This window comes from Mycetocola sp. (genome assembly GCF_046716805.1).
Lineage (GTDB): Bacteria > Actinomycetota > Actinomycetes > Actinomycetales > Microbacteriaceae > Mycetocola_A.
In genome coordinates this window covers 1-11,289 of sequence record NZ_JBKJWH010000164.1, presented here as the reverse complement: position 1 = coordinate 11,289, position 11,289 = coordinate 1, and the positions used below count along the sequence as shown (strand labels likewise).

The 11,289-nt window shown below is 66.5% G+C and carries 13 protein-coding genes; 3 read left to right on the top strand and 10 right to left on the bottom strand.

The genetic code is table 11. The annotated features are described in order from the left end of the window. Nucleotides 1–149 precede the first annotated feature (149 nt). The 4 genes from ACLQ62_RS13445 to clpS are packed head-to-tail and all read right to left on the bottom strand — an operon-like array spanning nucleotide 150 to nucleotide 3,635. Nucleotides 150–1,535 (bottom strand): LLM class flavin-dependent oxidoreductase, encoded by a 1,386-nt coding sequence (locus ACLQ62_RS13445; protein WP_411722143.1) that lies wholly within the window; start codon nucleotides 1,533–1,535, stop codon nucleotides 150–152. 54 nt (nucleotides 1,536–1,589) lie between these two features. Beyond that, a complete protein-coding gene (locus ACLQ62_RS13440) occupies nucleotides 1,590–2,801 on the bottom strand; it encodes a glycosyltransferase (protein ID WP_411722142.1) in 1,212 nt (403 codons plus the stop codon). A gap of 19 nt (nucleotides 2,802–2,820) precedes the next feature. Next, nucleotides 2,821–3,354, bottom strand: a complete 534-nt coding sequence (locus ACLQ62_RS13435) for a DUF2017 family protein (RefSeq protein WP_411722141.1) — start codon at nucleotides 3,352–3,354, stop codon at nucleotides 2,821–2,823. Then, the gene (gene clpS, locus ACLQ62_RS13430) at nucleotides 3,351–3,635 is read right to left on the bottom strand and encodes an ATP-dependent Clp protease adapter ClpS (RefSeq protein WP_411722140.1); all 285 of its coding nucleotides are present in this window, start codon (nucleotides 3,633–3,635) and stop codon (nucleotides 3,351–3,353) included. Before clpS ends, ACLQ62_RS13435 begins: the two co-directional genes overlap by 4 nt. Nucleotides 3,636–3,825: 190 nt before the next feature. Here clpS and fgd point away from each other — a divergent pair, with 190 nt between their 5' ends. Genes fgd through ACLQ62_RS13415 form a run of 3 tightly spaced genes read left to right on the top strand, consistent with a single transcriptional unit; the run spans nucleotide 3,826 to nucleotide 6,297 of the window. After that, complete coding sequence (fgd, locus tag ACLQ62_RS13425; RefSeq protein WP_411722139.1) at nucleotides 3,826–4,830, top strand: glucose-6-phosphate dehydrogenase (coenzyme-F420); 1,005 nt, start codon at nucleotides 3,826–3,828, stop codon at nucleotides 4,828–4,830. A gap of 5 nt (nucleotides 4,831–4,835) precedes the next feature. After that, the gene (locus ACLQ62_RS13420; protein ID WP_411722138.1) at nucleotides 4,836–5,612 is read left to right on the top strand and encodes an MBL fold metallo-hydrolase; all 777 of its coding nucleotides are present in this window, start codon (nucleotides 4,836–4,838) and stop codon (nucleotides 5,610–5,612) included. A gap of 40 nt (nucleotides 5,613–5,652) precedes the next feature. Then, entirely contained in the window at nucleotides 5,653–6,297 is a 645-nt protein-coding gene (locus tag ACLQ62_RS13415; protein ID WP_411722137.1) for an NADPH-dependent F420 reductase, read from the top strand. A 16-nt stretch (nucleotides 6,298–6,313) separates the two neighbouring features. Here ACLQ62_RS13415 and ACLQ62_RS13410 read toward each other — a convergent pair whose 3' ends face one another. From ACLQ62_RS13410 to ACLQ62_RS13385, 6 genes are all read right to left on the bottom strand, one after another. Further along, nucleotides 6,314–7,435: a class I SAM-dependent methyltransferase gene (locus ACLQ62_RS13410; protein WP_411722136.1), complete on the bottom strand. Its 1,122-nt coding sequence runs from the start codon at nucleotides 7,433–7,435 to the stop codon at nucleotides 6,314–6,316. A 69-nt stretch (nucleotides 7,436–7,504) separates the two neighbouring features. Continuing rightward, on the bottom strand, nucleotides 7,505–8,596 hold the full coding sequence (locus ACLQ62_RS13405) for a DUF2062 domain-containing protein (protein ID WP_411722135.1): 1,092 nt from the start codon (nucleotides 8,594–8,596) through the stop codon (nucleotides 7,505–7,507). 84 nt (nucleotides 8,597–8,680) lie between these two features. Then, nucleotides 8,681–9,094 carry a heat shock protein transcriptional repressor HspR gene (locus ACLQ62_RS13400; protein ID WP_411722134.1) on the bottom strand — a complete coding sequence of 138 codons (414 nt, stop codon included), beginning with the start codon at nucleotides 9,092–9,094 and terminating at the stop codon, nucleotides 8,681–8,683. Nucleotides 9,095–9,099: 5 nt separating this feature from the next. Then, complete coding sequence (locus ACLQ62_RS13395; RefSeq protein ID WP_411722133.1) at nucleotides 9,100–10,089, bottom strand: DnaJ C-terminal domain-containing protein; 990 nt, start codon at nucleotides 10,087–10,089, stop codon at nucleotides 9,100–9,102. Nucleotides 10,090–10,094: 5 nt separating this feature from the next. Further along, nucleotides 10,095–10,724 (bottom strand): nucleotide exchange factor GrpE, encoded by a 630-nt coding sequence (locus tag ACLQ62_RS13390; protein ID WP_411722132.1) that lies wholly within the window; start codon nucleotides 10,722–10,724, stop codon nucleotides 10,095–10,097. A 2-nt stretch (nucleotides 10,725–10,726) separates the two neighbouring features. Further along, on the bottom strand, nucleotides 10,727–11,289 hold a 563-nt coding region (locus ACLQ62_RS13385), incomplete at its 5' end, for an Hsp70 family protein (protein ID WP_411722131.1).

The following is an 11,289-nucleotide window of genomic DNA, read 5'->3' as shown; positions in this document are numbered from 1 at the left end:
GCACCCGTGGCGGCATAATCGGAGAACGAGCTGAAGGTCACCAGCTGAACCCACTCCCCCCGCAATCGACCGCCGGGGCTTGCGCCAGGGGGGTCGATTCTTTCCCCCAACGGCCGATCTCGGTGTTCTGGAGGGCCGGACGTTCTGAGCTAGGGCGCCACGACCCGCTCCCGGTAGCTGAACGACGCTCCGCGATGCTCCGCCGGAAGGTGATCGCCGCGGCCGTGCAGCTTGTTACGGAAGCTGCCTGGCGCGTAGTCGGTCGGGTAGGCATCCCGCGCCTGCAGTTCCGGGATGACGAACTCGACGATGTCCTCGAATGACCCCGGCGTGATCGCGTAGGCCAGATTGAAGCCATCGACGTCGGTCTCATCCACCCACGACTGGAGCTGGTCGGCCACTTCGCTGCCGGAGCCGACGATCCGGGTGCCAAGGCCGCCGATGCCCGCCCACGCGGCGATGTCGCGGACCGTCCACTCGCTTCCGTCCTCGGATGCCGCCTGGAAGTTCGCGACGGCGGACTGGATCGCGTTGCTCTTCACATCCCCGATCGGCGCGTCCAGGTCGTACTGCGAGAGGTCGATGCCCATCCAGCCGGACATGAAGACGAGGGCGCCCTCCGTGCTGGCGTACTGCTGGTAGTCCTCGTGCTTCGCCTGCGCCTTCTCCGGCGTCTCGTCGGTGATGATGGTCACCAACTGGTAGATCTTCGCTGCGTAACGGTCGCGACCGGCCGCTTCGAGGGCATCCCGGATCTTCGACACCGTCGCCTTGAGGATGGCTTTCGTCGGGGAACCGACAAAGATGGCCTCGGCATTCTCGGCGGCGAAGGCGACGCCACGGCCTGAGGCACCGGCCTGGAAGATGACCGGGGTGCGCTGCGGCGACGGTTCGGACAGGTGAATGCCCGGAACCGTGAAGTTCTTGCCCGCGTGACCGATCTCGTGCACCTTCTCCGGGTCCGTGAAGACGCCCGACTCGCGATCGCGGACGACCGCGTCGTCCTCCCAGGAACCCTCCCACAGCTTGTAGAGCACTTCCAGGTATTCGTCGGCGATGTTGTACCGCTCGTCGTGTTCGATCTGATCATCGTGGCCCATGTTGCGGGCAGCGCTGGGAAGATAGCCGGTGACGACATTCCAGCCGATACGGCCCTTGGTGAGGTGGTCGAGGGTGGACAGCCGCCGGGCGAATGGGTAGGGGTGCTCGTAAGCGGTGCCGGCCGTGATGCCGAACCCGAGGTTCTCGGTGACAGCCGCCATGGCCGACACCAGAAGCAGCGGGTCGCTGACGGGGACCTGGGCGCCGTTGCGGAGGGCGGCGTCATGGTTGCCGCCGTACACGTCATAGGTACCGAGCACGTCGGCGATGAAGAGCCCGTCGAATTTGCCACGTTCAAGCAGTTTCGCCAGTTCGGTCCAGTAGCTCAGGTCGGTGTAACGGTGCGACTGGTCGTCAGGGTGACGCCAGAGCCCGGGCGACTGGTGGGCGACACAATTCATGTCGAAGGCATTGAAACGGATGTGTCGAGACATGATTCCATGGTGCGTGTTCGCTCGCGCGGGTGTGACTGCTCCCGCAACATGGCGTCACACAGCGCTGTCAGGCTGTGCCGATCGGCGGGCAAGCACCCGCTCGTACACGCCGATCATCCGCTCCGTCTGGTGGCTCTGCCGGAAGGTGGAACTCGTCTGGGGCTCGACGACGAGTTTCGAACCGGATGCCACGTCGGCGGCAACCCGCACCAGAGCATCGGCGAGCGCCTGAACGGATCCATCGGCGGGCTGCCAGTAGATGCCGTCGGGAAGCTCACCGGCGATGTTCGGGTCACTGACGATCGACGGTGTGCCGAGCGCGGCCGCTTCGAACACGGTCATGCCCTGCGTCTCGAACCCGATCGAGGTCTGGACGAGGGCGTCCGCCGATGCGATAGCGGCCAGGGCCTCGGGATAGGGCACCTTACCGGCGAAGTGGACCCGATCGCCGAGCCCGTTCTCGCGCACGAAGGCCTGAGCTTTGGTGAGCAGGAGCCCGGCTCCGTAGAGCCGGAAATCGGCGTCCACATCAGCCAGGCGAATGGCGTCGAGGTACTCGAGGACGCGTTTCTCGGAGCTCATCCTGCCCATCCAGACGAACATCGGACGGATGGTCGAGCGCGGCCCCGCCTCTCGGAGCACCTGTTCGACGACCGTGTCGTCGGCTCCCGTGAGGATCACCTCGACGGCGGATGCCGCCCCTTTTCGTTCCAGCAGCGAAGCGAAGTGACTGCTCGGCGCCGTCGCGGCATCCGCCCGCAGAGACAGTTCGTTCAAATACGACCACGCACTGGGTGCGAGAGCGGAGCGAGCCGGTTTGAGCAGCCGGTGCTGCCACCAGAGCAGCCCGCGCACCGCCAGCTTCGGGTACGGCACGACCCGCTCGATGCCGAACTCCATGTGGTTGTGGAAGGTGTGGACCGCCCGGATGCCGTGCCTCTGCGCGAATCGGTACCCCAGCATCGCACCCCAGAAATCGGCTTGCACGTGCACGAGATCGACCGGAGGCCGCGTCGCGAGCGCCTCATCGATGAACCGGTCGGCGCGACGGCCGACGAGGGTCATCGAATACTCACGGTCAAGCGTGATGGGGACGGAGGGAGTGTCGACATAGTCGGAGTCGCCAGGATGCTCGCGATGCATCCTCGGAGCGCACACGGTGACGGTGTGCCCCGCCTGTTCGAGAAAACGCTTCTGCAGCCTGATGGAGACCTGGACCCCGCCGAGCGAATCCGCGTGCTGGTCGCTGAACATCAGTATGTGCATGGTGCTCTCAGGGTATCTTTCAACCGCCGATGCCCTCGACCTCTTCCAGCGCCTCGAGCAATGAACCCTGAGCGAATCCGAACCAGTCGTAGAGGCTCTCGACGTATTCAGCGTCCGGGCTTTCGACGGCGCCCTCGTCAGAGACTGTTGCAATGCCCAGGCTCGTCGCGAGGACGAGCCGCAAGTCCGTCAGCGTGCCGAGCCAGTACATGGCATGCTCCCGGTCGAGCAGCACCAGCCGGATTTCGCCGTCCGCCGTGAGTCGTGACTGGGCGACGTTGAAAGAGGCGAGCACTCCCTTGGCGTTCTCCACCTTGCGGTCGATCAGATCGTCCAGGGTGAAGCGGCGGAACTCGTCGGCTGCACCCGGGGCATCTGTGTATGCATCCGGGAACAGCCGCGCCAGCACGCTCGGCTCGACGTCGGCTTCACCGTCCTTGACTCTCTCGAGCAGGCCGATGATCTGCTGCACGAGGTCGATGAACAGCGCGACTTCCTGGGTCTCGAATTCAGCGAGAAGGTCACCGCCGGGTGTCGCGTCGAACGCCCTCATTCGGGTACCTGCGCCAGCGTCGACAGCAGCCCGAATCCGTGCATGGCCACCACGTGCCGCTCCATCTCCTCGCGAGACCCCGTCGCGACGACGGCGCTGCCGACGTTGTGAACCTGCAGCATGAGTTCGTCAGCGCGGGCACTGCTGAAGCCGAAGTAGCTGCGGAACACCCAGGAGACATAGGTCATGAGATTCACCGGGTCGTCCCAGACCACGGTGTTCCAGGGCGTACCGAGCGTGAGTGACTCGGAGAGGTCCAGGCGGTGGTCAAGTTGTGGCACGGTCCAAGCTTGACACTCGAACGCGTCATTGCAAGGTCGGGCCACGCCCTTGACATCCGATTTCGAGAGCCGGTCGGATCGATCACCCGTCGGGGGGACGGCGGATTCACAGCAACCGGCGCGGGGTCATCCCGCTAGTGTCGGGGTTATCGGCGAACGGCGCCGGGGTTGTCTGGCTGTGGAGGATCCAATGTTGAAGTTGGGCGTGAAGGCATCGGCGGAGCAGTTCGGGCCGCGCGATCTCGTTGAACTGGGCGTTCTGGCCGAAGAACACGGCTTCGACAGCGTCACCGTGAGTGACCACTTTCAACCGTGGCGGCACAACGGCGGCCACGCACCCTTCTCCCTCGCCTGGATGACCGCGGTCGGTGAGCGCACGGAACGGATCCAGATCGGCACCTCGGTGATGACGCCGACGTTCCGCTACAACCCGGCAGTCATCGCACAGGCGTTCGCCACCATGGGCTGCCTGTACCCCGACCGGGTGTTCCTCGGCGTGGGCACCGGCGAGGCCCTCAACGAGATCGCCACGGGGTTCCGAGGTGAATGGCCCGAGTTCAAGGAGCGTTTCGCCCGCCTGCGCGAGTCGGTCGATCTCATGCGGCAGCTCTGGGTCGGCGACCGCGTCGACTTCGACGGTGAGTACTACTCGACGAAGGGCGCGTCGATCTACGATGTGCCCGACGGCGGCATCCCCGTCTATGTCGCGGCGGGTGGACCGGTCGTGGCTCGCTACGCCGGCCGCGCCGGTGACGGCTTCATCTGTACCTCCGGTAAAGGCATGGAACTGTACACCGACAAGCTGCTCCCCGCCGTTGCCGAGGGCGCCGAGAAGGCCGGCCGCGACGTCACCGGGATCGACAAGATGATCGAAATCAAGATCTCGTACGACACCGATCGAGCTGTCGCACTCGAAAACACCCGGTTCTGGGCGCCGCTCTCGCTCACTCCGGAGCAGAAACACTCGATCGACGACCCGATCGAGATGGAAGCGGCCGCGGATGCGCTGCCGATCGAACAGGTCGCGAAACGCTGGATCGTGTCCAACGACCCGGACGAGGCCGTGTCGCTGATCAAACCGTATCTCGACGCCGGCCTCAACCACCTGGTGTTCCACGGCCCCGGCCACGACCAGAAGCGGTTCCTCGACCTCTTCGCACGTGACCTCGCGCCGAGACTCCGCGCCCTGGCCTGATCGTCGTGCCCGAAAGAACAAGCGCGCTCACCCGGGTGCTCCTCGCCTCGAACGCGGGGCCGATGACCCTCGACGGCACCAACAGCTATCTGGTCGGCGAGCCCGGCGCCGGATCGGTAGTGGTGGTCGACCCCGGTCCGGACGACCCCGGTCATCTGGAAGCATTGGCGACCGCAGGTGCGGTGGATCTCATTCTCATCACCCACCGACACCACGACCACTCGGGCGGCAGCGTGGAACTTGCCCGGCTCACCGGCGCACCGGTGCGGGGGTTCGACCCGGCATTCTGTATCGACAGCGAACCCCTGACCGATGGGGAGCTGATTCGCGCTGCTGGTGTCAGCATCCGCGTCGTCGCCACGCCAGGGCACACGGCCGACTCGGCCTGCTTTGTCCTTGTCGGTGACGGCGAGCGGGGAGCGGTCCTCACGGGCGACACCATCCTCGGCCGAGGCACCACGGTGATCGCCGCTCCGGACGGGAGTCTTGCCGACTACCTCGACTCGCTGGCGACGCTTCGGGGCCTTGGGGCGCTCACCGTGCTGCCGGCGCACGGTCCCACGCTGCCGGACCTCGAGCAGATCTGCGACGCCTACCTCGCCCACCGGTATCGGCGGCTTGACGAGGTGCGCGCCGCGCTGCGACGGTTGGGGCCGGATGCCACTGCAGCTGCCGTCACGGATGTGGTGTACTCCGACATCGACCCGGCTGTGCGGTTCGCTGCCGAGCACTCCGTCGAAGCCCAGCTGGCGTACCTGAACGCTGACGGTGGCGGGGTCTGAGCGCGGGAACATATTCGAGCCCTCCCGCCTTTTCTCCCCTATGACAACTCTCGGACTTATCGGCTCAGGCCACATCGGTTCCCAGCTCGCCCGCGCCGCCGTCGCTCATGGCTACGACGTTCTGGTCTCGAATTCGCGGGGCCCGGACTCTCTCTCGGAATTGATTCTCGAACTCGGCGAGAGAGCTACAGCGGGGACAACGGCGGATGCGGCGACCGCTGACCTGGTCGCGGTCGCCATCCCTCTGAAGGACGTGCAGAACATCCCGGCCGATCTGCTCGGCGGGAAGATCGTGATCGACACCAGCAACTACTACCCGCGGCGAGACGGGACCATTGCGCCCCTCGACGCCGGCGAGATGACGGTCTCCGAGTTCGTGCAGGCGCACTTCGCCGACGCTCGCCTGGTGAAGGCGTTCAACCACATCCAGGCGCCGGCGATCACGGACGACGCCCAGTCGGCGGGTACGGCCGAGCGGCGTGCGCTCATCGTCGCCGGGGATGACGACGATGCCAAGAAGATCGTCAGCGGGTTCATCGACGCGATCGGCTTCGACGTGCTCGATATCGGCCCGCTGAGCGCGAGCTGGCGGATCGAGGCGGGCACACCGGCATTCGGGCCACGACGCGATCGAGAGGAGCTCGAGATCGACATCGCCCAGGCCACGCGGTCCGCTCGCCACTGACCAGGCCCGCACTGCCCTAGCGTTTGACCGAAACCGTCACCGTGAACTTGCTGTTGCGCCCGAGCTGCCGGGTGGGCCCGACCGTACGCTCCAAAGCGGCCCGGTAGCCGAGGTGAGAGTTCCACACGGTCCACAGTTCGCCGCCCGGCCTGAGCACACGGGCGGCTTCGTCGAACAGCTTTCCGGCGATTCCCGCGTGCACAGTGGCTCCCACGTGGAACGGCGGGTTCAGCAGGATCAGTTCCGCTGAGGCGTCGGTCCACCCGGACAGTCCGTCGTCGCGCACCACCCTGACCCGGTCGGCGACGCCGTTGGCCGACGCCGTCTGGCGCGCGGATGCCACAGCGGAGGCAGACTGGTCGGTGGCCGTCACACTCATGGCGGGTCTGGCACGCGCGAGCGCGGTAGCAAGGATCCCGGTGCCGCAGCCGAGGTCGATGGCGGTTTCGGCGGCGGGGAGCCCATCCAGGAATCCGAGCAGGAAGCGCGTGCCGATGTCGACCTTCGTGCCGGCGAACGCGGCACCGTGCGCGTACACCCACAGCCCGAGGTCGCCATGGAACTCGCGTGCCGGCCAGACCGGATCTCCGGCGGGCGGGTGGGGCTCCCGCGCGAGAAGCACCCGGGACTTCTGTTGCGCGAGCGACGCGGTGACGGATCCGAAGTATTCGCCGAGCACGTCGTTCATCGCGTAGGTCATGTGCTTGACCCGCCCGCCGGCGAACACCGTCACATCCGCCGCCGCATGCCGGGCAACCAGCTCGGCGATCTCGGCGAGCGCGTCGAGCGAGCGTGGCAGCTGCAGCAACACGATGCGAGCTCCGTCGACCGCCGACGCCTCCAGCGGCACATTCGCAAAACGGTCGGCGGCTGACAGCGTGGCGGCGTTGTTCGCCAGAGCCCGTTCGCCGGAGAGTCCGTCCTGGTGCACTCGGATGCCGGCGGCTCCGACCCACGCGGCACCCAGCGTCAGCGCACCGTAACGGTCACCGATCACCACGACATCGCCTGGCAGCGATGCGGCGATCTCGCTGTCCGCCGCGGCAAGCACGAGCCGGTCGGTCGCGTCCGACGCACAGAGGTTGGCCGCCTCGATGTCGGGCCACCGGCGCAGCCGGTCGAACGGGAAGTCAGTCACCTGTTCAGGGTAACGGTGCCGCCGGGCCCGGTTCCTGATCGGGCACCGACCGGGAACCGGGACCTCCGATCAGACCCTAGCCGTTGGGACGTTCGCGGAACCGCCGACCGGCGCGTACCGCTCACGGAAAGCGTGGGCCATCCACCACCAGCTGAGCAGGCCGATCGCCGCGTTCACGAGCAGACTGACCAGGAGGAAGAACACGCCGAGCCCGATGAAGGGCGCGAAGTCGATGCCCTCGAACGCTGGGAAATCGCCACTGCCATCGAAGTCTCCGCCGACATCCGGTGTCCACATGCTCACGAGACCCGAGAACGGTGAGCTCAGGGCGCTGAGCAGGAAATTGGCAGCGATGGCGACGCCGAGTGCGCTCCAGATCACGGCTACCGGACGATTCACCCGGTGGCTGCGCAGGATCCGCAGGCTGGCGAGGTAGCCGAGGACCCAGAGGATGACGCCGAGGATGACCAGGCCGATCAGCCAGGGCAGGAATGCCGTCCAGGCGCCCCCGATGATTTCGTCGAGGTTCCCGGGTGCCGGCCCGCCGTTCAGGGACAGATCGTCGGGGTTGTTCTGCGCAATCCAGGAGAACAGGGTGCTGAAGAACGCGCCGAACAGGGCGATCGTGAGCGGTATCGCGACGAGGGCGAAGCCCAGGCTCATGAGCGTGAACCCCACCGCGCCGGCGAGCATCGCGCCGCGCCTCTGCCGCTGGTCGAGCGGAGGCCGCGGTGGCGCTGTCCGCGCCGGCGCCTGGGCGATGTAGCCGGGCTGTGGGTACCCCTGCTGCTGGACCGGATACTGCTGCGGTCGCTGCGGGTGGCCCTGCTGGGCCGGATAGCCCTGCTGGGGGTATCCCTGTTGCGGGTAGCCCTGCTGCGGGTAATTCTGTTGCGGGTATCCGGGCTGCTGCGGGTATCCGGGCTGCTGCGGGTATCCCGGCTGCTGCTGCGGGTAGCCGGGCTGTTGGATCGGCCCGGGGGCGGGCGCTGCGGGGGAATCCGGCGCTGGAGGCAATGGTGTGCCGCTCGGCGGCGCCAGGGGGGACCCCGGCGGCGGACCGGCGGGCTGATCAGGCTGGCCGGGCGGCGTCGACATCCGCTCGTCCTGGGGCCTCGAAGAAGACGTGTCGTCCGGATTCTCTCGCTCGTTGTCGCTCATGGGGCTCAGCTTAACGACCGGGACAGGTCGACATAACCCGCCCTGGGTACCGGGGGTGTCCACCCTGGGTACCGGTTGGGCCATTCAGCGCTGGAACGGCCGCCAGACGACGAGTTCGGTCCGCCGTTGCGCCCGAGTTCCGCTCTTCAGCGGCACGACATCGCCCTGGGCTCCCGCCGCGAAGACGCGGCGCCCGGGCGACTTGACCAGTTCGCTGGCGAGCGCGTGCTCGAGTTCTCGCACCCGGGCGTGCAGAGCAACGACTTCGTTCTCGAGGGCGAGGATCCGGGCGATTCCTTCGAGGCTCACACCCTCCGCGCTGAGCCGGGCGACCTCCCTCAACTGCACGACGTCGCGCATCGAATAGCGGCGAGACTTGCCCGCCGTTCGGGTAGGAGAGACGAGGCCGAGCCGGTCGTACTGCCGCAGCGTCTGCGGGTGCATTCCGGCCAGCTCGGCCGCCATCGCGATCGCGAAGATCGGCGAATTCTCGTCCATTCTCGTTATCCCCTCGCCCGCAGGAGAAGGTCGTCACGAGGGTTTTCTTGCGGCTCGAGCTCGTGGAAGTGCTCGAGCGCGGTGCGTGCTTCCGCGCTGAGGTGCGACGGCACCGCCACCTGAACGACGGCGAGCAGATCGCCTGTGCCCTTCGACGTTGCCACCCCTCGACCCTTCACCCGGAGCACGCGACCCGATGGCGTCCCCGGCGCGACCCGCAGCTTCACCGGGTCACCTCCGAGGGTCGGCACCTCGATCGTCGCGCCGAGCGTTGCCTCCACGAACGTGACAGGCACGTTGACGCGCAGGTTCTGCCCGTCCCGTTCGAACACGGGATGCTTCCGCACCGCGACGGTGAGGACGAGGTCACCGGCCGGGCCTCCGTCCGGAGACGGATGGCCCTTGCCGCGCAGCTTGATCTTCTGCCCGTCCGCCACACCGGCCGGGATGTTCACCTTGATCGTGCGACCCTCTGCGGTCTGCAGGGTGATCTGGTCACCCTTCGTCGCCGTGAGGAAGTCGATCGTGGTGGATGCCGTGACGTCGCGACCGGGGGTCGGCCCGCCGAACCCGCGGTATCCGCCGGTCGGCTGGCCGAAGCCCCCGCTGCGTCCGAAGACCCCTCCGAGGATGTCCTCGAAATCGGCCTGCTGGTAACTGGTGTTCGTCCCTCGTGCTCCGCCACCGAACATCCCGCCGAAGACGTCGTCGAACCCGCCGCTCCCGCCGGCCCCACCGGGGGCGGTGAAGCGTGCGCCGGATCCCATGGCGCGGACCGCGTCATATTCCTTGCGCTGTTCAGGGTCGTTGAGGACCGAGTAGGCCTCGCTGAGTTCCTTGAACTTCGCTTCCGCGTTCGTATCGCCCGCATTGGAGTCGGGGTGATACTTGCGCGCAAGCTTGCGGTAGGTCTTCTTCAATTCAGGCGGCGTGACATCCTTCTTCACGCCGAGAATCTTGTAGAAGTCCTTGTCGAACCAGTCCTGGCTTGCCATCGCGCCTACTCAGCGGGGACGGCGACAACGACCTTGGCCGCGCGGAGAAGAGTCGATCCGATCGTGTAACCGGTTTCGACGACGTCGAGGATGGTTTCGGTTTCGACGTCCGGGCTCGGCTGCTGGAAGATCGCCTCGTGGAGGTTGTGGTCGAACGGCTCGCCCTTCTCCCCGAACGGAGCGAGACCGAGTTTCGAGATGCTCGTGCGAAGCTTGGCGGCGATCGCTGAGAAGGGGGTGTCGCCTTCAAGATCGCCGTGTTTCTCGGCGCGGTCCAGGTCGTCGAGCACCGGCAACAGCACCTTGATCACGTCACCGGTCAGGCGTTCCCGTTCGACCTCACGGTTCGCTTCGGTGCGCTTGCGGTAGTTCGCATACTCGGCGCTCACGCGCTTGAGGTCGATGAGGTGCTCGTGCTCGGGGGCGGCGTCAGCGACGCGTTCCGCGTCAACATCGCCCTCCAGGCCGTCGGCCTGGGCCGCGTCCAGGATGTCCTGCACGGTGAGTTCGTCGTCGATTGTTTCGGGAAGCTCCGAGTCCACCTGCGACTCAGGGTCGGAAGCCATGGCTTCCGACCCCTCGTCCACTGGTTGAACCTCGTCGCCGTTTTCTGGAGTCGGGTTCGTGTCAGTCATCGTTACTTTCGTGCCCCCGTCGAAGAATCGGTCTCGGTCTCGTCGTCGACGACTTCGGCGTCAACGACATCCTCTTCGGACGCCGCATCGGAAGGCTGGTCAGCGCCGCCGGTGGGAGCTGATTCAGCCTGCTGCGCCTGCGAGTAGATGGCCTCGCCCAGCTTCACCTGGCTCTCGTTGAGCTTGTCGTACGCGGTCTTCACCGCGGCCTCGTCGTCTCCGGCGAGAGCCGACTTGAGCGCGTCGACATCGGCCTGCACCGAGCTCTTGACGTCCTCGGGCAGCTTGTCGTCGTTCTCCTTGATCAGTTTGTCGATCGAGTAGGCGAGCTGCTCGGCCGTGTTGCGGGTCTCGGCTGCCTCGCGGCGGGCCTTGTCCTCTGCAGCGTGCTCTTCGGCTTCCTGCACCATGCGTTCGATGTCTTCCTTGGACAGCGCGGTGCCGCCGGTGATGGTCATCGACTGTTCCTTGCCGGTGCCCTTGTCCTTGGCGGAAACGTGCACGATGCCGTTGGCGTCGATGTCGAAGGTGACCTCAACCTGAGGGACGCCGCGCGGCGCCGGAG